The 22,395-nt window shown below is 64.8% G+C and carries 19 protein-coding genes; 6 read left to right on the top strand and 13 right to left on the bottom strand.

Annotated features, from left to right (window positions below):
* Positions 1 to 225: 225 nt before the first annotated feature.
* From phnE (AC0L2O_RS33565) to phnC, 4 genes are all read right to left on the bottom strand, one after another.
* A complete protein-coding gene (gene phnE / locus AC0L2O_RS33565; protein WP_473372770.1) occupies positions 226 to 1,041 on the bottom strand; it encodes a phosphonate ABC transporter, permease protein PhnE in 816 nt (271 codons plus the stop codon).
* 29 nt (positions 1,042 to 1,070) lie between these two features.
* Positions 1,071 to 1,955, bottom strand: coding sequence for a phosphonate ABC transporter, permease protein PhnE (gene phnE / locus AC0L2O_RS33560; RefSeq protein ID WP_369719580.1), 885 nt, complete (start codon positions 1,953 to 1,955; stop codon positions 1,071 to 1,073).
* A 71-nt stretch (positions 1,956 to 2,026) separates the two neighbouring features.
* Complete coding sequence (gene phnD / locus AC0L2O_RS33555; RefSeq protein ID WP_473372769.1) at positions 2,027 to 2,956, bottom strand: phosphonate ABC transporter substrate-binding protein; 930 nt, start codon at positions 2,954 to 2,956, stop codon at positions 2,027 to 2,029.
* Between the two features lie 63 nt (positions 2,957 to 3,019).
* Complete coding sequence (gene phnC, locus AC0L2O_RS33550) at positions 3,020 to 3,829, bottom strand: phosphonate ABC transporter ATP-binding protein (protein WP_369719581.1); 810 nt, start codon at positions 3,827 to 3,829, stop codon at positions 3,020 to 3,022.
* A 175-nt stretch (positions 3,830 to 4,004) separates the two neighbouring features.
* On the opposite strand from phnC, the gene AC0L2O_RS33545 reads away from it, so the two are divergent.
* Genes AC0L2O_RS33545 through AC0L2O_RS33535 form a run of 3 tightly spaced genes read left to right on the top strand, consistent with a single transcriptional unit; the run spans position 4,005 to position 6,571 of the window.
* Positions 4,005 to 4,664, top strand: a complete 660-nt coding sequence (locus AC0L2O_RS33545; RefSeq protein WP_473372768.1) for a transferase hexapeptide repeat family protein — start codon at positions 4,005 to 4,007, stop codon at positions 4,662 to 4,664.
* Positions 4,661 to 5,854, top strand: coding sequence for an alpha-D-ribose 1-methylphosphonate 5-triphosphate diphosphatase (locus AC0L2O_RS33540; protein ID WP_409190899.1), 1,194 nt, complete (start codon positions 4,661 to 4,663; stop codon positions 5,852 to 5,854). Before AC0L2O_RS33545 ends, AC0L2O_RS33540 begins: the two co-directional genes overlap by 4 nt.
* Positions 5,855 to 5,872: 18 nt before the next feature.
* On the top strand, positions 5,873 to 6,571 hold the full coding sequence (locus AC0L2O_RS33535) for a DUF1045 domain-containing protein (protein WP_473372767.1): 699 nt from the start codon (positions 5,873 to 5,875) through the stop codon (positions 6,569 to 6,571).
* 118 nt (positions 6,572 to 6,689) lie between these two features.
* On the opposite strand, the gene AC0L2O_RS33530 is transcribed toward AC0L2O_RS33535, so the two are convergent.
* From AC0L2O_RS33530 to AC0L2O_RS33510, 5 genes are all read right to left on the bottom strand, one after another.
* On the bottom strand, positions 6,690 to 7,631 hold the full coding sequence (locus AC0L2O_RS33530) for a dihydrodipicolinate synthase family protein (protein WP_473372766.1): 942 nt from the start codon (positions 7,629 to 7,631) through the stop codon (positions 6,690 to 6,692).
* Positions 7,632 to 7,760: 129 nt separating this feature from the next.
* A complete protein-coding gene (locus tag AC0L2O_RS33525) occupies positions 7,761 to 9,842 on the bottom strand; it encodes a methyl-accepting chemotaxis protein (protein ID WP_473372765.1) in 2,082 nt (693 codons plus the stop codon).
* A 126-nt stretch (positions 9,843 to 9,968) separates the two neighbouring features.
* Entirely contained in the window at positions 9,969 to 10,739 is a 771-nt protein-coding gene (locus tag AC0L2O_RS33520; protein WP_369719585.1) for an enoyl-CoA hydratase, read from the bottom strand.
* 12 nt (positions 10,740 to 10,751) lie between these two features.
* Entirely contained in the window at positions 10,752 to 11,225 is a 474-nt protein-coding gene (locus AC0L2O_RS33515) for a MarR family winged helix-turn-helix transcriptional regulator (protein ID WP_473372764.1), read from the bottom strand.
* Between the two features lie 42 nt (positions 11,226 to 11,267).
* Positions 11,268 to 11,957: a TetR/AcrR family transcriptional regulator gene (locus tag AC0L2O_RS33510; protein WP_473372763.1), complete on the bottom strand. Its 690-nt coding sequence runs from the start codon at positions 11,955 to 11,957 to the stop codon at positions 11,268 to 11,270.
* Between the two features lie 89 nt (positions 11,958 to 12,046).
* On the opposite strand from AC0L2O_RS33510, the gene AC0L2O_RS33505 reads away from it, so the two are divergent.
* The 3 genes from AC0L2O_RS33505 (at position 12,047) to AC0L2O_RS33495 (ending at position 16,681) form a co-directional block, all read left to right on the top strand.
* Positions 12,047 to 13,294 carry an HlyD family secretion protein gene (locus AC0L2O_RS33505; RefSeq protein WP_473372762.1) on the top strand — a complete coding sequence of 416 codons (1,248 nt, stop codon included), beginning with the start codon at positions 12,047 to 12,049 and terminating at the stop codon, positions 13,292 to 13,294.
* A complete protein-coding gene (locus AC0L2O_RS33500; protein ID WP_473372761.1) occupies positions 13,242 to 14,855 on the top strand; it encodes a DHA2 family efflux MFS transporter permease subunit in 1,614 nt (537 codons plus the stop codon). Before AC0L2O_RS33505 ends, AC0L2O_RS33500 begins: the two co-directional genes overlap by 53 nt.
* Positions 14,856 to 14,962: 107 nt before the next feature.
* Positions 14,963 to 16,681, top strand: coding sequence for an ATP-dependent Clp protease adaptor ClpS (locus tag AC0L2O_RS33495; RefSeq protein WP_473372760.1), 1,719 nt, complete (start codon positions 14,963 to 14,965; stop codon positions 16,679 to 16,681).
* 23 nt (positions 16,682 to 16,704) lie between these two features.
* On the opposite strand, the gene AC0L2O_RS33490 is transcribed toward AC0L2O_RS33495, so the two are convergent.
* The 4 genes from AC0L2O_RS33490 to serA form a co-directional block, all read right to left on the bottom strand.
* Positions 16,705 to 18,366 carry a tannase/feruloyl esterase family alpha/beta hydrolase gene (locus AC0L2O_RS33490; RefSeq protein WP_473372759.1) on the bottom strand — a complete coding sequence of 554 codons (1,662 nt, stop codon included), beginning with the start codon at positions 18,364 to 18,366 and terminating at the stop codon, positions 16,705 to 16,707.
* Positions 18,367 to 18,460: 94 nt separating this feature from the next.
* Positions 18,461 to 19,912, bottom strand: a complete 1,452-nt coding sequence (locus tag AC0L2O_RS33485; RefSeq protein WP_473372758.1) for a GntP family permease — start codon at positions 19,910 to 19,912, stop codon at positions 18,461 to 18,463.
* 3 nt (positions 19,913 to 19,915) lie between these two features.
* Positions 19,916 to 20,935 carry a patatin-like phospholipase family protein gene (locus tag AC0L2O_RS33480; RefSeq protein WP_409190906.1) on the bottom strand — a complete coding sequence of 340 codons (1,020 nt, stop codon included), beginning with the start codon at positions 20,933 to 20,935 and terminating at the stop codon, positions 19,916 to 19,918.
* 120 nt (positions 20,936 to 21,055) lie between these two features.
* Entirely contained in the window at positions 21,056 to 22,300 is a 1,245-nt protein-coding gene (gene serA, locus AC0L2O_RS33475) for a phosphoglycerate dehydrogenase (RefSeq protein WP_473372757.1), read from the bottom strand.
* Positions 22,301 to 22,395: the final 95 nt, after the last annotated feature.

The following is a 22,395-nucleotide window of genomic DNA, read 5'->3' as shown; positions in this document are numbered from 1 at the left end:
TCGACCATGCTTGGCTCACCTCGCTAGAATCAGCCATGATTCAAAGAATCACGTGCAACCGATTGTGCAAAGCCCTCCTTGTGGGAGAGGTCGGATCCGGGTGAGGGGTCTCTCTCCGCGAGTTCACCTCTCACTAAAGAATTCGCAAACAACCCCTCATCCGGCGCTTCGCGCCACCTTCTCCCACAAGGGGAGAAGGGAAGAAAGTCCGCGGCGAGCGCTGAGTTAAGCGACTGCCCTTCGTCCGATGATGGCGAAGCGAAGTTTGCCGGAAATGAAATCGATCGCGGCGACGGCGACCAGAATCATCAGGATCAGGAACGACACCTTCTGCCATTCCAGCACGCGGATCTGCTCGGCGAGCTGGAGCCCGATGCCGCCGGCACCGACAATGCCGATGATGGTGGCGGAGCGCGTGTTGGATTCGATGAAATAGAGCACCTGACCGGCAATCACGGGCAAGACCTGCGGTAACAGGCCGAACCGGATCTCGTGCAAGGCGCTGCCGCCTGATGCGCGGATGCCCTCGACCTGTTTCTGGTCGGCGCCCTCGATAGCCTCGGAGAACAGCTTACCGAAGGCGCCGAAATCCGACACCGCGATGGCGAGCACACCGGCGAACGGACCAAGCCCGACGACATTGATCCACACTAGCGCCCAGATCAGCGTATCGACGCCCCGGATCGAATCGAGGAAGCGGCGGACCGGGAATCGCAGCACCATTGACGGCACGACGTTGCGCGCGGCAAGCAGGCTGACCGGAAGCGCGAACAGCGCCGCCAGCGTGGTGCCAAGCAGCGCGATGGAGAGCGTCTCGCCCATCGCCTTCAGATAGAGCGGCAGCGACGAACCGGGATCGGGCGGGATCATCATCATGCTGATCCAGCCGAGCTGGCTGAGGCCGTTGAAGAGCCGTGACGGCGAGAAATCGAGATCGACCAGGCCATAGATGAAAATGGCGAGCGCTGCGACGATCATGGCCGGCGTCGCGAGCCGCGCCGAGGCCGGCCGCTCGAACAGATCGGGATAGCGCGCGCGCATCTGCGCGGTGTCGACTTCGGACGGCTTGCTCACGTCCGCGCCTCCTTGCCGAACAACCGGCCGCGCACCCAGCCGGTCGTGATGTCGATCAGGAAGACCGTGACGATGATGGTGACGAGAATGGCGCTGACGTCGGAGTAGTAGAACTTGCGGATCGCGACGATGAGCTCCTGCCCGATACCGCCGGCGCCGACGAAGCCCATCACCGAGGCCTCACGCACATTGATCTCGAAGCGGAGCAGCGCGTAGCTGGCATAGCCCGCCGAGACCTGCGGCAGGATCGCAAAACGCATGCACGAGACCCAGCTCGCACCGGTCGAGCGGATGCCTTCAACTGGCTTCATGTCGGCATTTTCGACAAGCTCTGCGAACTGTTTGCCGAGCGCGCCGGTGGTATGGATGGCGATGGCGAGAACGCCGGCCATCGGGCCTAAGCCGAAGGCGATCACGAAGATAAGCGCGAAGACGATGCCAGGCACGGTGCGGGCGAATTCCAGCAGCCGGCGCACCGTGAATCGCAGCCAGGACGACGGCGAGGTGTTTTCGGCCGCGAAGAAATTCAGGCACAGCGCGAACATCGCGCCGATCAGCGTGCCGACATAGCTGATCAGCAGCGTCTCGCCCAGCATCTTCAGCCATTTGTGCCAGCCCCAGAACCATTCGGCGAAATCGGTCCAGACCCGCTGGCCATTGTCGAGCGTGAGAATGCGGTCGAAATAGCTGATGAAATGGCCGAAATAGCTGAAGAGGGTGCGCAGATTAACCTCGGCGCCGATCGAGGCCACGATCAGCGCAGCGACGAACAGCCCGGCACCTGCCAGCACCCGGAGACGCTTGCGCGCAACAGCGTGGCGGTAGGCCGCGTTCAGCACCGCGAGCTGCTGTTCGGGGAGAAGCGAAACGGCGAGCGTCATATGCTGGGCGGTCCATCAAGAAAAAGAGCCGGGTCCATCGACCCGGCTCGAGGCGCATCGTCCCGACGAGCTCAGGACGCCTTCTTGCGGAGATTGTCGACGAACTTAATCAACTCGATGGTCTTGTTGTAATCGTCATTGCCGATCGGCTCCCACGGCTTGTTCTTGCCGTCGGAGAGCTTCTTGAAGGCCTCCGGATCCTTCTGGGATGCGTCGAGGAAGGCCTTCTTGATCGCGGCCTTCATATCGTCCGGCAGATCGCTCAGATAGGCGTAGGGCGAGTTGATGATGAGCTCGGATTTCACGATGATGCGGAAGTCCTCCTTCTTCATCACGGTGCCGTCGGGCGCCTTCACCATGCCCTTGTTGAGCATGCGGGTGAGGTTCGAATCGTCGTCGGCGTTCCACCAATTGGCGGCGACGTCGACCGTGCCCTGCGCCAGCGCCAGGACCGCGTTCTCGTGGCTGCCGGTGAAGAGCACCTTGGAGAAATAGGCGTCGGGGTCGATGCCCATGGCGTTCAGCTTGAAGCGGGGCATGTTGTTCCCCGAGGTCGAGTTCGGATCGACCAGGCCGAGATTCTTGCCTTTGAGATCCTCGATCTTCTGGTACGGCGACTTCGCCAGCACGTAGAACACCGAGTAATAGCCCTTCGAGCCGTCGGCATTGACGTCGATCACGAAGGCGTCGGTCTTGACGGCGGTCAGGCGGGCGCGCGCGAACGAGGCCGGGCCGTAATAACCGATGTGAATGTTGCCGGCGCGCTGGCCCTCGATGACGGCCGCATAGTCGTTGGCGACGCGCAGCGTGACCTTCACGCCGAGCTCCTTCGACAGATAGTTGATGAAGGGACCGTAGCGCTCGGTGACGCCCGAGCCGTTCTCGGCCGGAATCACGGCGAAGGTGATCTCCGGATATTTCGTCTTCCAGTCTTCGGCGGAGGCGGATCCGGCAAAGGTCAGCGCGGCGACGCCGGCAAGAATAAGTCTGCGAGTGATCATGATACCCTCTTCATTGGTTGGGGTCGGTTGACGCAAAAACTGCTGACAATGATGCGGTGCCGCTCAGGCGGCCGCCGCCGTTCCAAGCGCTGGAATGCTTTCAGGCGCCGGCACGGGCATGCCGCCCATGACGTCGTTGGCCTCGAGATCGTAGAGTTCACGCGCCACATGCTCGGTCAGCGCGGACGGCGCGCCGTCGAACACTACGCGGCCCGCCGCCATGCCGATCAGGCGATCGCAATAGCTGCGCGCCAGATCGAGCGAATGCAGATTGCAGAGCACCGTGATGCCGAAATGCTTGTTGATCCGCAAAAGCGCATCCATCACGATCCTGGTGTTGCGCGGATCGAGCGAGGCGATCGGCTCGTCGGCGAGGATGATGTCGGGTTGCTGGACCAGTGCGCGGGCGATCGCCACGCGCTGCTGCTGGCCGCCGGAGAGCTGATCGGCCCGCTGGGCGGCGAGCGCGGCGATGTCGAACTGTTCGAGCGCCGACATCGCCAGCGCCTTGTCCTGCTCGGGCCAGACCTGCGAAAACGAGCGCCAGGCGGGCATCGTGGCAAGACGTCCCATCAGGACATTCGTCAGCACGTCGAGCCGCCCGACCAGATTGAATTGCTGGAAGATCATGGCCGAGCGCGCCCGCCACTGCCGCAGCTCCTTGCCGCGCAACGCGGTGACGTCGATGCCGTCGAACAGGATGCGGCCCTGCGAGGGCGTTGCCAAGCGGTTGATGGTTCGCAGCAGCGTCGACTTGCCTGCGCCGGAGCGCCCGATCACACCGACGAAGCCGCCGGGGGAGACTTGAAACGAGGCGTCGTCCACCGCGGCTTTTGCGCCGAAGCGGCACGTCAGACCTTCCACCACCAGCATGCAGGGCTCCAGAGTATGCTGGGACCCACGGCTAACGCCGACGGTTAACAATTGTGTGACACGCGCCTTGCGGTGCGGCAATCCTTCACACCTCATCCACTGTCATCGTGTCGTCATGACATTGTCATGAGGCCGATCGAAGACGAACGCCCGCCCTCGAACGTTCGGATGCAACATGGTCGCCAAGGCGCTTTCGCTCGACCCCACTATCGACCCTTCCGCGAAGCTGCATGAGACCAGGCTCGGCGCCTATACCGAGGTCGGCGCCCGCACGATCCTGCATGAGGTCGCGATGGACGATTACTCCTACGTCGTGAACGACGCGCAGATCACCTACACCACGATCGGGAAATTCTGCTCGATCGCGGCGATGACGCGCATCAATCCCGGCAATCATCCGATGCACCGTGCGACCCAGGCCCACTTCACCTATCGCTCCAGCGCCTACTTCGAAGGCGAGAGCGACGACACCGAATTTTTCGATTGGCGGCGCCAGCATCACGTCCATATCGGCCACGATGTTTGGATCGGACACGGCGCGATCGTGCTGCCCGGTCGCAATATCGGCACCGGCGCGGTGATCGCGGCCGGCGCCATCGTCACCAAGGACGTGCCGGCCTACACCATCGTCGCCGGCAATCCGGCGCGGATCGTCCGCCGCCGCTTTTCGGAAGACGTCGCCGGACGGCTTGCGAAACTCGCCTGGTGGGATTGGGATCACGACAAATTGCGTGAAGCACTCCCGGATTTCCGCAATCTCGGGATTGAAGATTTTCTCGCGGCATATGAAGCACGGGGGAGCTCTCCCGCAAGCCAACGAAGCGCGGTCGCGTGACAGACATTTTCCTTGAAGGCGGCCGGGTCCTGATCGGCACTGAGCTCGTCGAATCCTCGCTGAGCGTGTCCGGAACGGACATCGCGCAGATCGATGCATGCCGCGGCCGCGCACGGCTGGCGATCGATGCGCGCGATCTGCTGGTGCTGCCCGGCATCGTCGACCTCCATGGCGACGCCTTCGAACGGCAGATGATGCCGCGCGCCGGCGTCGACTTTCCGATCGACGTCGCGCTCGCCGATACCGATCGACAGGTCATCAGCAACGGCATCACCACGGTGTTTCATGCCACGACCTGGTCGTGGGAGCCGGGCCTGCGCAGCGGCGACAATGCGCGGCGCCTGTTGGAGGCGATCGAGCGGCAGCGCCCACAATTCGCCGCCGACACCCGCTTTCACCTGCGGCACGAGACCTACAATCTCGATGCCGAGGACGAGATCGGCCAATGGCTCGCGGAGGGTCGCGTCGACCTGTTCGCCTTCAACGACCACATGGACGGCACCGTCGCCGACATGGTGAAGCCGCGCAAGCGCAACCGCATGGTGGAGCGTACCGGATTGTCGAGCGAGGAGTTCGACCGGCTTGTCACTCACATTGTGTCGCGCGCCGCTGATGTTCCGGCTTCGATCACGAGGCTGGCTGCTGCCGCCCGCGCAGCCCAGGTGCGGATGCTCTCGCATGACGATGCGACGCCGGCTATGCGCCGGGATTTTCGAAGCCTCGGCGTGACGCTCGCCGAATTTCCGGTCAATGAGGAGACGGCGCGCGAAGCCGCAAGCGGCGGCGACGCCATCGTCTACGGCGCGCCGAACGTGGTGCGGGGCGGCAGCCACACCGGTTGGACCAGGGCGTCCGACATGATCGCGAAGGGCCTCTGCTCGGTGTTGGCCTCGGACTATTACTATCCCGCGCCGCTGCTTGCCGCATTCCGCCTTGCTGCCGACGGCGTGCTGCCGCTGACGCAGGCGTGGCGGCTGATTTCGGCCGCACCGGCGCAAGCGACCGGCCTGACCGATCGCGGCACGCTCGCAGCGGGACGGCGCGCCGACATCCTGCTGGTCGACGGCACCGTGCCCCTGCGGCCGCGGCTCGTCGCGGTGATTGCCGCAGGCCGGCTTGTGCATCTGACCGACGCGACGCGGCTGCTCAGCGCCGCGGCGGCGTCGCGCCAGGCTGTCGTTGCGGCCTAAATTGGCTATGCTCAGGCAATGACAGCTTTCCCCCGCTACGCGATTTATTTCGCCGCCGACGCCGGCAGTGCCCTCTCCCGCTTCGGTGCCGAGCTGCTCGGCTATGATGGCCACACCGGCAATGAGTTGCCCTTCCCCGACGAGGCGCTGCGCACGGCGCCGGATTGGCGCGACATCACCGCCGATCCCCGCAAATACGGCTTTCACGCCACACTGAAGGCGCCGATGGCACTTGCGCCCGACCGCACCGAGGCCGAGCTGATGGCCGCCTGCGCATCGTTCGCGGGCAAATCACGGCCGATCCCGCTGATCAGGCCGTCCGTCGATGCCATCAGCGGCTTCATCGCCGTCGTTCCGGCGGAGCCGGTCAGCGAGCTCCAGCAGCTCGCCGCCGATTGCGTCCGCGATTTTGATGAATTTCGCGCCGCGCTCAGCGCCGAAGATCGTGTCCGCCGAAAGCCGGAGAAACTCAGCGAACGCCAGCGCGACTATCTCGATCGCTGGGGCTACCCGTACGTGATGGAAGAATTCCGCTTCCATATGACGCTGACCGGACGGCTGGACGCGGAGCGGCGGGGACAGATCCTCGAGATGCTGCGCCGGCGGTTTGCGGAGCTGAAGCTCGATAGGCTGGCGATCGATCGGATCGCACTGTTCAGGCAGGACGATGCCAAAGCGAGATTCGGCATCATCGGCGAATGGAAGCTGGTGAGGTAACCGGGCTCTCGCATCACACCCGTCATTGCGAGCAAAGCGAAGCAATCCAGAAATGTATCCGCGGACACCGTCTGGATTGCTTCGTCGCGAGGGCTCCTCGCAATGACGGCGGTGAGCCCTACTTCCCCCACCGCAACGCCAGGGCGTCACGCTCCTTCGCCAATTCCAGCAATCCCCCCCGCGTGGCCGGATGCAGCGGCTGCAGCGGATGGCGCACCGTGTCCGATTTGATCACGCCGCCGGCCTGCATCATCGCCTTGCAGGCGATCAGGCCGCATTGGCGGTTCTCGTAATTGATCAGCGGCAGCCAGCGCTCATAGGCGGCTTTCGCCTGCTCGCGCTTGCCGGCGAAATAAGGATCGAGGATCTGGCGGATGCCGTCGGGATAGCCGCCGCCGGTCATCGCGCCGGTGGCGCCGGCATCGAGATCGGCGAGCAGCGTGATCGCCTCCTCACCGTCCCATGGGCCTTCGATGGCGCTGCCGCCCGCCTCGATCAGGCTCCGCAGCTTTGCGGCCGCGCCGGGCACCTCAATTTTGAAATAGCGGATGTTGGAGAAGTCGCGCGACAGCCGCGCCAGCAGCTCGACCGACAGCGGCGTGCCGGCCACCGGCGCATCCTGGATCATGATCGGGATGTTGATCGCGCCCGAGAGCACCTTGAAGAATTCGACGATGCCCTTCTCGGGCACCCGGAAGGTCGCGCCGTGATAGGGCGGCATTACCATCACCATCGCGGCGCCGGCGGCTTCAGCCTGCTGGCTGCGCGCCGCGCACACGGCCGAGCTGAAATGGGTGGTGGTGACGATCACGGGCACGCGGCCCGCGACATGCTCCAGCACCGCGTGCATCACGGTCTCGCGCTCGGCATCGGTCAGCACGAACTGCTCGGAGAAATTGGCGAGGATGCAGAGGCCGTTCGAGCCGGCATCGATCATGAAATCGATGCAGCGGCGCTGCCCGTCGAGGTCGAGCTCGCCGCGCTCGTCGAAGATGGTGGGAGCCACCGGGAACACGCCGCGATAGGGGCGTTGGGCGTTATAGTGGGGCGTGACCGGCATCGAACTCTCCATCCCTGCTGTTCTCGTCTGTCTGTCTGTCGCCGCGCTCGCGCGGCGCCACAGATGTACTCGGCGCGCGGACCGGCGGCAATGCCGATCCGCGCGCCGATGGAACAGGAAATGTCGAGACTAGGCGGTCTTCACCGCACCCAAAAAGCCCTCGACCGCGACGCGGAGGCGGTCGGCATCGGCCGACATCTTCTTCACCGACTGGAACAGCACCGTGCCGGCATTGCCGGTCTCCTGGTTGAGCTGGGCGACGCTGCCGATGGTGTCGGTGACCTCGCGGGTGCCTTGCGCGGCCTGCTGGAAGTTGCGCGAAATCTCGGTGGTGGCCGCGCGCTGCTGCTCGACGGCCGCTGCAATCGCCGTCATCTTCTCGTCGATGCCGTTGATCGAACGGCCAATGGAGCGGATGGCGCCGACCGCCTGGCCCGTCGCGCCCTGGATCTCCGCGACCTGACGCGAGATCTCTTCGGTGGCGGTCGCGGTCTGCGCAGCGAGGCTCTTGACCTCGCCGGCGACGACCGCAAAGCCGCGGCCCGCTTCGCCGGCGCGGGCGGCCTCGATGGTTGCGTTCAGCGCCAGCAAATTAGTCTGGCCGGCGATCGCGTTGATCATCTTCACGACCTCGCCGATGCGGCTCGCCGTCTGGTCGAGGATTTCGACGGTGGCGTTGGTCTGCTCGGCCTGGGAAACCGCTTCGCGGGCCTCGCGCGCGCTGGACTGCACCTGTGCGGAGATTTCGCCGACGGAGGCGGAGAGTTCCTCGGTCGCCGCCGCAATCGTCTCCAGATTGTTGGTGGCCTGCTCGGCCGCGGAGGAGACCGCGGCGGTCTGGCTGCTCGATTCCGAGGCCAGCTGGCGGACGTCACTCGCGGTCGCATCGAGCTCCTTGGCCGACGCGGCAACGCTGTGGATCACCGCCTGCACGGTGTCGTCAAAACTGCGGCAGGCCTCATCGACGGTGCCGGAGCGCGCAATCTGGAGCGCCTGCTGGGATTCGCGTTCCTGGCCCAGACGTTCCGCCGTCGCCGCGCTCTCGCGCAGGCTTTCGAGCGCGGCGGCCATGGTGCCGAACTCGTCGGGATATCGCGATTGCGGAACGTGCGTCGCATAGTCGCGAGCGCTGATCCGCGCGATGGCGCCGAGAATGGCACGAACCGGCCGCATGAGGCGATTGCGCACCACAAAGACGCCGGCCAGGGTCACGGCAAGCGCCAGCACGAAGGCGAGCGACTGCACCACAAGGTTGGTGAGTGCCTTCGCCTGGACGGTCTCCGCACGCGCGATCGACTGGTCCAACGCCTGGTTCGCGACCGCAACGATCAACGCAAAGGGCGACTGGCAAAGCGCGTTCCACTCCGACGCAGCCATTGCCGGCTTGCCGCTGCCGTCGAAATTCCTGGTGATGTCGCCGATCTGCTTGAGCACCCCCTCGGTCTTGGCCTGCGCCTCCTTCGCTGCGGCAACCAATTCGGCCGTCGCGTCGGGCGCCGCCAGCAATTCGGTCATGCCGGACCAGCCGGACGCAATCGTGCCATCCCATTGCGCCAGCGATCGCTTTTGGTTGTCGTCGAGCGGCTTGCTGCTGTTGACGTTCGAGCGCAGCGCCGAGCAGTGGATTCCGTAGCGGTCGCGCACCTGCCAGGCGAGCCGGCGGACCTGGATCATGCGGGCGATGAACGGATCATCCATCCAGGCGCGGTTGGACACGGCGGTAGAGGCGAGGTTTGCTGTGTCGATTACCTTGGTGACGGCATCGTACCAGGAGTTGGTCCGCTCGATCTTGCGTTCGGCGCGCGGACGCTTGGCCTCGTCGTAGAATAGCTGGAATTGCGGTGCGGCTTCGTTCCAGCGCTGTTTCAGCGTGCTCGCCAGTTCGTCGCGGCGGCCGAAATCGACAGTCGCGAGCGCGGCCGTGATGGCGTCATGGCCAGCCTGCTCGGCCTTCTCCGCCTCGCCGAGTTTTGTCCGGGGGTCGTCCTCGCCGAGCAGAGCGCTCTGGGCGTCGCCCCGATTGCTGCGCAGGGCCACCACGCCCTGGAAGATCGCCTTGTCGGCGGTCGCAAGCCGCGCCGTCTCAAGGCTATCGCTATAGCGGCCAAAGGCCCCGAGCATCTGGTTCGCCGTACTGGCCAGCGCACCGGCAGCCAGCAGCGCCATCAGGGTCAAGAGAAGCGAGCTTACCGATTTCTTAAACATTGCCATGGGCCGGGGACCTACTCTTCACGAGCGGCACCCTGCATCGCCACCTGCCAATGTTTCGTTAAGCTTGTGGTAAAATGCCTTTCTTTCCGGCCTGCTTTCCGGCCTGGTCCCCCTCCCGGCGGTCCGTCAGGCGACTTTGGTGAAATCCGGCGGACGACGCTCGGCGAACGCGGTGAACGCTTCGCGCGCCTCCGCGGTGCGCAGGCGCTGCGCGAACTGCTCGCCTTCGGCCTGCATCTGCGCGACCAATGCCTCGCCGTTGCGCATCAGCCGCTTGGTCGCGGTGAGCGCGCCGGCCGGCTGGCGGGCGAGACGCTGCGCAAGCGCCAATGCCTCGGCGTCGAGCTGGTCGAGCGGCACGACCCTGTTGACCAGGCCCCAGTCCAGGGCGGCCTTCGCCGGCACCGTCTCGCCGAGCGCGAACATCTCATAAGCGCGGGCATAGCCGATGCGCGCCGGCATCAGCAGGCTGGAGGCAGCTTCCGGCACCAGCGCAAGGCTGACAAAGGGCGTCGACAATTGCGCGTTGTCGGCGAGCACGACGAGGTCGCAATGCAGCAGCATCGTGGTACCGACCCCGACGGCGCGGCCCTGGACGGCTGCGACCAGCGGTCGGGTGCAGCGCGCCAGCGACTGGATGAAGCGCACGACGTTGCGGCTTCCGTCCGACTTGCCCGACGCAACAGCCGCGAACTCGCCAACGTCGTTGCCGGCCGTGAACATGTCGCCCTCGCCGCGGATCAGGACGACACGGACGGACGCGTCGCGTTCGGCCGATTCGATGGTGTCGGCGAGCTTGCCGTACATCGCATCGGTCAGCGCGTTCTTCTTGTCGGGGCGCGCCAGCGCGAGGGTGAGAATTCCGCCGTTGTTCTCGATCCGGACATGCTCGGTCATCGCTCTCTCCTGTTATTGCTCTGCATCTGTGGTCGGGTCTCTTGTCGGGTCTCTTGGAAACTTGTCCTGAATGCTGCTCAGCCAGCGCGCGACGATATCGATCTCGGCAACGGTAAATCCGTCGCTCAGAGCTGCATTGATCTCGGCTGCCGAAGCCTTTGCTTGCGCAAGCGCGGTCCGGCCCGTCGGCGTCAGCCAGACCCGCCAGGCTCGCCCGTCCTCGCGATCAGCGCGCCGCTCGACCAGCCCGGCCGCCGCCGTGCGATCGACAAGCCCTGAGATGCCGGCAGGGCCGAGATCGAGCGCCGTGCCCGCCTCGCCCATCAGACTGCCGTCCTGCTTGCCAAGGATGAACAGGAGGCCGGCCTGCGCAGGCGTCACCTCGCTCGAGGGCTGCGCCGCCATCCAACGCTGCAACCGCCTTTGCGCGACGCTGAGCAGGTAGATCAGCCGATGGTGCTTCGCCGCCGCTGCATTACTTCGCATGCGAAATAAATAGCCGGCGGCGACAACTTTGTCAAAGGAGCTCTAGTTCGACACGCGGCGGCAGCCGTCGAGGAAGAAGGCGACGCAGCTTCGCACCCGCCGCTCGATATCCTGACGCGACGGCAGCGGCATGCCGCCGTAGATCGCCGCGCGCTGCGGTGCGGAAGCGACCATGCCGATCAGCATACCCGCAGCCTCCTCGACATCGTCGATCGCGATCAGCTTCTTCTTCACCTGCGCGCGCAGCCATCCGGCGAGCGTAGAGGCGGTGCGGGAAATTCCGTTCTTGTAGAAATTCGCGGCGAGTTCGGGAAACGCAACCGATTCCTGGAGCACCATGCGCTGCAACGCCACGACTTCCGGATCGAGCGCGAGATCGGCGCAGGCAAGCAGCGCGGCGCGCAAGCCCGCGTCGATATCGACCGCGTCGTGTGCCCGGAGATTGACATCGGAGAGCAGCCGCTCGAGCCGGTCCGCGCACATCGCCTCGAACAGCACCGCCTTGCCGGGAAACAGACGATAGAGCGTCTTGGTCGAGATGCCGGCGCTGCGCGCCAGCTCTTCGGTGCTGGTCGCCGCGTAGCCGTGCGCGGCAAAGGCGTGCCGCGCGACCTCCAGGACGATCTGCTTCGTCTCCTCGTCGCTGCGCAGCGGTGGCCGGCCGCGCGGACGGCAATCTTCAGAAGATTTTGCCTCCGGAGATTTCGCTCCTGACGATTTTGCCTGAGCCATGTTTTTAAATGATGCCTGTCATTCCATTGACAGTCTCAAAGCTAGTCCTATTTTGGAAATCGTCAAGTTTCCTAAATCAGGAGCCGGTCATGACCGTGCACACCGCCCCAACCGCCACAGCCCAGACCGCCGTTCCCGCAAACGTCCCGGCGGGCGTGCTGCCCGCGGCGACCTCCCCCGGCCGTCGGGAAAAGCTCAATTTTCGCAAGTTGTTGCTGGCGGGGGCGGCGATCGTCGTGCTGGCCGGCGCCAGCTGGTACGGCTATGATTACTGGACCGTCGGGCAGTACCTGGTCTCCACCGACGACGCCTATGTGAAGGCCGACAACACCACGATCGCGCCAAAGGTCAGCGGCTATCTCAATCAGGTCCTCGTGGCCGATAACGAGCATGTGAAGGCCGGCCAGGTGCTGGCACGGATCGACGACCGCGACTTCAGGGTCGCACTCGACCAGGCGCGTGCCGATGTTCAGGCCTCGAACGCGACCATCTCCAGCAAGGAAGCGCAACTCGACGTGCAGCAGGCGGTGATCAAGGCGGCGCGCTCAACCCTCGATGTCGATCGGGCCAATCTCACCTTCGCTGCGCAAGACAACAAGCGCTACACCGATCTTGCCGCGACGGGCTCCGGCAGCGTGCAGAACGCGCAGCAGGCGCAGTCACGCATCGCCTCGGCACAGGCGACGCTCGAGCGTGATACCGCCAATCTCGCCTCGGCCCTCAAGCAGATCGATCTGCTCAAGGCCGAGATCGTGCAGGCCAGGGCGGCGGCCGCGCGCGCGGAGGCCGTGCAGCATCAGGCCGAACTGAACCTCAGCTACACCAATGTCGTCTCGCCGATCGACGGTGTGGTCGGGAATCGCTCCTTGCGCGTCGGCCAGTTCGTGCAGGCCGGCACGCAGTTGATGGCGATCGTGCCGACTGATGGCGCCTATGTCGTCGCCAATTTCAAGGAGACGCAGCTCACCAACGTGAGATCCGGTCAGGCCGTCGATATCGAGGTCGACATGTTCCCGGGCCAGCTCGTGCACGGTCACGTCGATTCCATTGCACCCGCAAGCGGCCAGGAATTCGCGCTGCTGCCGCCCGACAACGCCACCGGCAACTTCACCAAGGTGGTGCAGCGCATCCCCGTCAGGATCGCGCTCGATGCCGGGCGCGGGGGCGCGATTGCGCTGCGGCCCGGCATGTCCGTGATCCCCACCATCGCAACACGTTCGACCGCGCCGACCGCCCATGCGGCCACAGCGCCCAAAGCGAAGCTCGTTTCCGGAGGGTCGTGCCATGTCAGACAGCCTCTCAATTTCGACGCCCGCACCACCGGCCGCGACGTCTGATCGCACGGTCGCCGATCCCAATCGCGCCAGCGTCGCGACCTGGATCGCCGTGCTCGCCGCCATGATCGGCTCGTTCATGGCGATCCTGAACATCCAGATCACCAATGCCTCGCTGCTCAACATCGAAGGCGGCATCGGTACCGGCGCCGACAACGGCTCCTGGATCTCGACCTCGTATCTGATCGGCGAGATCATCGTGATCCCGCTGACCGACTATTTGAGCCGCGTGTTCTCGTTCCGCCGCTACATGCTTGCGAGCGCGGTGCTGTTCGCCGTGTTCTCGGTCGCCTGCGCCTTCACCCATGATCTGCCGTCGATGATCGCGATGCGCGGTTTGCAGGGCTTTGCCGGCGGCGTGCTGATCCCGATGGCGTTCACGCTGGTGCTGACCAAGCTGCCGAAGCCGCAACAGCCGGTCGGGCTCGCGATCTTCGCGTTGTCCGTCACCTTTGCGCCGGCGATCGGCCCAACCATCGGCGGCTATTTCACCGAAAACTACGGCTGGCGCACCATCTTCTTCGTCAACGTGATCCCGACCGCCGTCATGGTGACTGCGCTCTATCTGACTCTGGAGCGGCAGAAGATGCAGCTCAGCCTCCTGAAGGAGGGCGACTGGGCCGGCATCGTCACCATGGCGATCGGTCTGTCGGCCCTTCAAGCCGTCCTCGAGGAGGGCAACAAGGACGACTGGTTCTCCTCGCCCTTCATCATCAAGCTGGCCGTGATCGCGGCCGTCAGCCTGACGCTGTTTGTCGCGATCGAGCTCACGATCGACAAGCCGCTGATCCGGCTTCGGCTGCTGACGCAGCGAAATTTCGGCTTCGGCACCATTGCGATGACGATGGTCGGTTTCGCGCTGTTCGGCTCGGTCTACATGCTGCCCGCCTATCTCGGCCAGGCGCAGGGCTATAATGCCGAGCAGATCGGCAATGTGCTGGCCTGGACCGGTCTTCCGCAGCTGGTGCTGATCCCCCTGATCCCCAAACTGATGCAGCGCTTCGACACGCGCTATATCGCGATCACCGGTCTTTTGATCTTCGCTTACAGCTGCTTCATGAACACGGCAATGTCGCCGGACTATGCCGGCGACCAGCTCTGGATCCCGAACATCGTGCGCGCGATCGGGCAAGCGATGGTGTTGACGCCGCTGACCTCGGTGCTATCCGGCGGCATCGCGCCGCAGGATGCGGCCGCGGCCTCCGGCATCAGCAATATGTTTCGCAACCTCGGTGGCGCGATCGGCACGGCGACGCTCGCAACCATCATCACCAAGCGCGAGCAATTCCACTCCAATATCATCGGCCAGTCGGTCACGCTCGGCCGCGAGGAGGTCCGCAGCCGCATTGCGCAGATGACCGACTACTTCATGGCCCATGGCGTGCCGGATCCCAACGCCGCGCGCGAGCAGGCCATCATCGCGCTCGGCAAGACGGTGAAGCGCCAAGCGCTGGTGATGGGCTATTCCGACACGTTTGCCGTCATCGGCGTGGTGCTGGTGCTCGCCGCAATCGCGGTGCTGCTGACGCGGCGCGTGAAGGCGGCCGGCGGCCCGGCGCATTAGAATTCGAGCTCATCTCAATTTATCACGGCGGTCGGCTTGACGGCCGTGTCGTTTTATGTTCCCTATTCGTTCCGTTCAATCATAGATTGTCCCGGAGATCTTCCGTAATGAATAGTAGGTGTGGCGAGAACCAGCCGACCCAGATCGTCATTCATAATGACGACGATACGCCGGACCAATTCGTGACGGATCTGCTCCGTCAGGTTTTCGGCAAATCAGAGCGTGAAGCGACCGCGCTGGTCACTCAGATCGAGCAGAAGGAAAAGGCGGTTTGCGGACCTTACCCGCAATCCGTCGCCGAAGCCCTTTTCAAATCTGCGCAACAATCCATCGGCTTGGCCGGCCACCGGCTGCAGCTCACGCTTGAGGCGATCAAGACTGCTTGCGAGCTCTGTGGCAAGCCTGAGGGACAGACGGACGTGCGGATCGGCAACCGCACGGTCTGGCTGTGCAGCGAATGCATGCGTGCGGCGGATGGGCCGTCGAACGAACAGGAAGAGAATTTCGACTTTGCTTGCGACGTTCTCGATTGGCACTTTGCCAGCATGGCGCGCAGCAAGCTCGTGACCACGATCCGCCAGTTTCCCGGGCATATGCGGGTCGACGTCCAGGCAGGGATCGACCGGCTCTTTGGCAAGGCCGTCCGCTTGCTCGGGCTGAACGAGGAGCAACGCTACGAAACGCTGTCGATTTCGCGACTCCTCAAGGACGGCCGCTATGCGGTCGCGATTGCGCCGCTGCAATATTCCGACGTCGACGTTGGCGAGAAGAGCCCCGTCAAGTGCCTCGATAATGGCTTGTGGCTGTGCGAGCAGGATGATCTTCGTTACGCAGTCTTGCTCTCCGCGCATCGCGAGTATAGCCGTGAGCCTGGACTCCGGATTGAGATCCTGGTGCCGTCGGGGTCCACAGGCGCTGCCCTCGTCCAGCAATGCTTCAGTGAACTGGAAGAGGCCGTGCAGGCCGCGCGTACCTATCGCGGCAAGATTCTCTCACTCGACGCAGATAGCGATTACCGCGGGCGTTCGCGCGGCATCACCGTGCATCGATTGCCGCCGGTCGCTCGTAGCGAGGTGATCCTGCCGGAGCAGACCTTGCGCCTGCTCGATCGCAACGTGCTGAATTTCGTCAACACCCGCGATCAGCTCCGCCGGCTGGGTCAGTCCACGCGCAAGGGCATCTTGCTGTACGGGCCGCCCGGCACCGGCAAGACCCACACCATCCGCTATCTCGCAACGCATTTGCCCGGACATACGACGCTGATCATCACGGCCGAGCAAATCGGCCTTCTCGGCGCCTATATGAGTCTGGCACGGCTGCTCCAGCCCTCAATGGTGGTGATCGAGGATGTCGATCTCATCGCCCGCGACCGCGACGACATGGGCCCGTGCGAGGAATCGATGCTGAACAAATTGCTCAACGAGATGGACGGGCTGAAGGAGGATGCGGACATCCTGTTCGTCCTGACCACCAACCGGCCGGAGGACCTTGAGGGCGCGCTGGCCGGTCGCCCCGGCCGGATCGATCAGGCGATCGAAGTGCCGCTGCCGGACGAGACCGGCCGTGGCAAGCTGGTCCGGCTCTACGGCAAGGCTCTCCCGATCGAGGACCCCGTCGTCGCCGAGGCGGCCCGGCGCAGCGAGGGCACGAGTTGCGCCTTCATCAAGGAATTGATGCGGCGACTGGCGCAAGCGAGCCTCGCGCGTGACGGCGGCAGCTCCGTGATCTCTGCCGACATCGACGAGGCGCTCGACGACATGCTGTTCTCCGGCGGCCGGCTCAACGCGCAATTGCTGGGCGGCGCACAAGCCATGGCGGCGGGGTGACGCTGCGAGCAGCGCGCCGTTCCTCACGGCGCGCAGGTAAAGCTCAATGCCTCCGTCACCGCACCCGACTTGTAGTGCGGCCAGGCCGGCCAGCGGCACAGCGGCAGCGCGCGCAACGTCGCAAACGACGGCGCCTCGACCTTCTGCTCGGTGACTTCGAGATCGCCGGGTGCCTTGCCCTTCTCGACCCAGTCGACCAGCGTGCTCAGCATGTCGACATTGGCCGGTGCGCCGGAGCCGACATGGTCGACACCCGGCGCGGTGTAGAGCCGCGCGAACTCGGCCGTCTCTGACTTGCCGAGCTTGCGCTCGACGCTTTCGAAATAACGGATCCCGGCATAGGGGCTCTGTGCATAGTCGGCCATGTGTTCGAGTATGATCAGCCTGCCGCCGCGGGCGCGGAAGCGGCTGAGATCGGGATCGGTCGAATCCATCAGGCTCGAGACCTCGAGCAGCCGCGCCTTGTGCTCCTCCACCTTGTAGGTGGTGACATCCAGCTTGGGATCGCGCGCGAAGACATATTGAATGCCGCCGGCGCCGTAGATCCAGGCGATGCCGTTGTTGGGTGCGGGCGGCTGCGCCGGTGGAGCGGTGCCGAGCCACCATGCGACCCAGCCACCGGTCGGGCCAAATGCCGGCGTGTCTTCGCCGGAGACGCCCCAACCCGGGTAATCGTCGAGACCGTTGGCGAGCACGAACGGGAATTTGTACGTTGCATGCAGGGTGTCGATCGCCTTGATCTGCGCATCGGTGAGACACTGGTCGCCGCTCTGGCCGGCCTTGCAGCGCAGCGTCTCGACCTTGAACGCCGCCCTGCAGGCGACGGGGTCCTGCACCAGCGCATCGTCGGAGCCGTCGGCCTTGTCGCAAGCGGTCCGCACCGCCTCGCCGACCAGCTTCACCTGCGCCGGATTGATCCAGCCTTCGCCCATGGTCACGAGACCCGAGCGGGTGCCGGCATGCTGGAGGCCAACCCAGTTGATGACGGGCACGCGGGCCAGGATGCCGTCGAAGTCGTCGGGATAGCGCTGCGCCATGGTGAGGCCTTCGCGGCCGCCTTCGGACGAACCCATGAAGTACATCTTAACCGGCGCCTTGCCGTAGGCGCGCTGCATCAGCATCACGGCGGCGTCGCGCACCTTCTTGTAGGCGCGGTGGGCGAAATTCTCGAAGGCTTCGTCGTTGAGTGCGAACAGCTGCGGCGGCTCGCCCGGTTTGGATTCATGGCCGGAATCGGTGCCGTAAGTGACGAAGCCGCGCGCGAGCGGGGACGGCTTGTCGAACGGATAGGCCGGCGGCAACGAGAGCCCCGTGATCAGCACGCCGTTGAAACCGCCGCCGCCATATTGGAGGGAGCGCCCGTTCCATTCGAGCGGAAGATTGACCTGGATTTTGATCGGCGGTGCTTTGGGGTCGGCAGGCTCGATATGACCGAGCACCTTGCAGAAGGACGGGTTGGCCGGCGTGACGCGTCCCGATGGTGTCGGTCCGCGCTCGGCAACGGCAAGCGCTGACGGCGCCTGCAACGCCGCGGAATCGATCTTCACGGCGTCAGTGCCGCCAACCAAGCCCTTGCAGACCGTGTCGGCGTCATCCGCCAGCGTGGCCGCGGACGCGCCACCCGCACTCAGCGCTGCCGCCGACCCCAGGAGCAACGCACACAGCTTTGCACTCATTCGCGCCATCGTTTCCACCCGGCTTTCTCGTTTTTTTGGTCCGACTTGGCTGCATTCAATGCAAACCTTTGCCCTTGCGTCAATCGCTCTTGCCGGGCTTCCGTCAGAACGATCCGAACGCACTGCCCAAGGCGATCACGGCCACCAGCGCGAGCAGCGACGTCACGATGCCGACCATCACGATATCGAGATAGCTGTCGCGATGCGTCAGGCCACAGATCGCCAGCAGGCTTACCACCGCACCATTGTGCGGCAGGATGTCCAATGTCCCCGCGCCGATGACCGCCACACGATGCATCAGCGCGAGGTCGATTCCGGTGCGCGCGGCGATATCGACATAGGTCGGGCCAAGCGCGTCCAGGGCGATGGTCAGACCGCCCGAGGCCGAGCCGGTCAGCGCGGCCAGGATGTTGGTCGCAACCGCGAGCGACACCAGCGGGCCGCCTTCAATCGCGAGCACCCAATCGCGCACAGCCTCGAAAGCCGGGAGCGCCGCGATCACCGCACCAAATCCGACGAGGCTTGCAACGCTGAACGCCGGCAGAACCGACGCATTGGCGCCCGCGTCCATGCTCTGCCGCAGCGAGGGAAGCCGGGCCCAGTTCAGAACGATCGTGGTGACGATGGCTGCGCCGAGTGCGACGCTGACCGACCACACACCTGCGACCGCCGCCAGGGACGTACCGCCGAAGCGCTGCTCGCTCAGATACGCGACATCGAGCCGCGGCAACACGAACAGCGACATCAGGAGGTTGACGGCAACAACGACGGCCAGCGGCAGGATGGCACCGGCCAGCGGAGAAGATGTCTCGCTGCGCCGTCCATGCCGCATCTCGGCCGGATCGAACTCGCGTGCGGTGGTTGCGAGCTCGCGAATCAGCTGGTCATCGACGGCGCGTTCAGTACCCTGGACGTCCTCGCCGTAGCCTTCTCCGGCACGGCGCGCCGCGGCTTCGGCGCCATGCAGCCACCACAATCCCGCGCAGAGCATGATGAGCGAAGCGATGATGCCGAGGCCTGGCGCGGCAAACGGCGTCGTGCCGAAAAACGGCATCGGGATCGCATTCTGGATCGACGGCGTACCGGGCAGAGCTGACATGGTGAAGGTCGAGGTGCCGAGCACGATCGCCGCCGGAATCAACCGGCGCGGAATCGCGGCGGCGCGAAACAGCGAGCGGGCCATCGGAACGATGACGAAGAAGGCGACGAACAGGCTGACGCCGCCATAGGTGACCAGCGCCCCGGCGAGCACGACCGCGAGGATCACGCGCCGCTCGCCGAGACGCTTCGCCATGAAGCCCGCGACCGATGCCACCGCCCCGCTGTCGTCCATCAGCTTGCCGAACACCGCGCCGAGCAGAAAGATCGGAAAGAACTGCGCCAAAAACCCCGCCGCATTCGCCATGAAGACCTGGGTCAGGTTGGCGAGCAGCGGCTCGCCATCGAACAGCGCGGCGATCAGGGCCGCGAACGGCGCAAGCAGCAGAACACTCCAGCCGCGGAAGGCAAACAGGACCAGCAGGCCGAGCCCGACGAGAATGCCGAGAAGACCCACGTCTCAGCACTCCGACAGCAACACATCGAGATCGGCGGTCGAGCGCTGGCCGACATCCGCACCGTGCTCGTCGAGAAACGCCTCGGCCGCCTGACGTCCTTCGGCGCGCAGCATGGAGACGAACTCCCATTCCGCGTTGAGCTTGGACGAGGCGCCGAACTTCGCCAGCATGTCGCTCTTGACGCGGTGGGTCCGCATCTTCGCCCAGCGCGCGCCTTCTCCACTGCCGGGATCGGCCGCCTGGCGCAGCAGCGCGATCATGCGCAACTCCTTCATTAAAGGCGAGTTGAACGAAATCTCGTTCAGCCGATTGAGAATCTCCGCAGCCGTCCGCGGCTCGTCGGGCGTTTCAACGGGATTGATCTGCACCAGGATCGTATCGTGCGCGTCACTCTCGCGGACCAGCGGCGTGATGGTCGGATTGCCGGCAAAACCGCCGTCCCAATAGGGCTCGCCGTCGATCTCGATGGCGCGGAACATGGTCGGCAGGCAGGCCGACGCCAGCAGCACGTCGGCCGTGATCTCGGCGTTGCGGAAGATGCGCCCGCGCCCGGTGCGCACGCGGGTGGCGGTGACGAACAATTGGATCGGCGAACGCGCGAGGCGCTCGAAATCGATGCTCTCGGCCAGAACCTTGCGCAGCGGATTGTAGCCGGTCGGGTTGAGATCGTAGGGCGACAGCAACCGCGACATCAAATCGGTGAGGATGTAGGCCGGCGACGTATCGAGCGTCCAGCGCCCCATCAGCCGGTCGAGCGGCGAGCGCTGCAGCGGGCTGAAGGCCGCGGCCTTCGAAACACGGTGCCAGTATCGTTCGAGCGCATCGCGCGCACCCGCGGCACCACCCGCGATCCACCCATCTGCGAGCACCGCCGCATTCATCGCGCCTGCGGACGTTCCGGAGATCGCGGCGATGCTGAGCCAGTTCTCTTCCAGCAGCCGATCCAGCACGCCCCAGGTGAAGGCGCCGTGCGAACCGCCGCCCTGCAGCGCGAGATCAATCAGTACGGCGTCCCGTTCCATGGCGGCACTCGCGCAACTGAAGCTCAAATTCGACGCGATTTGTCACACGCGTGGAAGATGATGGCGCAGTGTAGAGAGCTTTGGTGGCGGAATGCAACCGGAACGTGGGGCTCTCGCCGTCTAGTGTTCGAACACCAGCCGCGCGCCGACCGTGCCATCGAGGCCCCGGATCTGCGCCAGCAGCGCTGCCGAATCCTGACCGGCGAGATCGGCATCGAGCACGACATAGCCGAGGTCGCCGGCGGTCTCCAGATATTGCGCGACGATATTGATGTCGCGCTGGAGGAACACCTCGTTAAGCCGGCGCAGCATGCCCGGCACGTTGCGATGGACATGGCTGAACCGCGCGCCGGAGGGGCGCAAGTGCAACTGCACCTCGGGAAAGTTCACCGCCCCCGTGGTCGAGCCGGTGATGAAATAGTCGACCAGCTTGCGCGCAACCTCGCCGCCGATGCGCTCCTGCGCCTCCTCGGTCGAGCCGCCGATATGCGGGGTGAGGATGACGTTGCCGAGACCCTGCAGCGGGCTCTTGAAGCGGTCGGAATTCGACGAGGGCTCGACCGGAAACACATCGATGGCCGCGCCGGCAAGATGGCCGTCGCGCAGGCAGCCTGCAAGGGCATCGAGATCGACGACGGTGCCGCGGCTGTTGTTGATCAGGAGTGAGCCGAGCTTCATCGCCCGCAGTTCCTTCTCGCCGATCATGCCGGCGGTCTCCGGCGTCTCCGGCACGTGCAGGCTGACCACGTCGCTCTGCGCCAACAGCTCTTCGAGCTTCTCGACCGGCTCGGTGTTGCCGTGGCGGAGCTTGTCGGTGCGGTCGAAGTAGATCACCCGCATGCCGATGGCCTCTGCCAGCGTCGAGAGCTGCGAGCCGATATTGCCGTAGCCGATGATGCCGAGCGTACGACCGCGCACCTCGCGGCTGCCGGTCGCCGATTTGTCCCAGCCGCCGCCATGGGCCGACACCGAACGCGGAAAGATCCGCCGCAGCAGCATCACGATCTCGCCGATCACGAGCTCGGCCACGCTGCGGGTGTTGGAGAACGGCGCGTTGAACACGGGAATGCCACGTTTGCGCGCCGCCAGCAGATCGACCTGGTTGGTGCCGACGCTGAAACAGCCGACCGCAAGCAGCCCATCGGCAGCTTGCAGCACCTCGTCGGTGATCTGGGTGCGCGAGCGGATGCCGAGCAGCGACACGCCCTTGACCGCCTGGCGCAGCGCCTCGCCGTCAAGTGCCCTGGTCAGCCGCTCGACATTGGTGAAGCCCGCGCTCCTGAACAGGTCGACGGCGCTGTCGTTGACGCCTTCGAGCAGCAGCGCCTTCGCGCTCCGCTCCGGGCTTTGGCCTGGGGCTGGCATAGTGTCTCCATGGATGGCGGCTTTGCCGCAGCTCTTAGACCGCGGACGACGCGCAGCACAATAGGGTTTCGATATGGGGAGAAAATGGCGGGGCG

This window comes from Bradyrhizobium sp. Kon10 (assembly GCF_055807395.1).
Note: the sequence above shows the minus strand (reverse complement) of the source record. Positions and strands in the feature narration are given on the sequence as shown.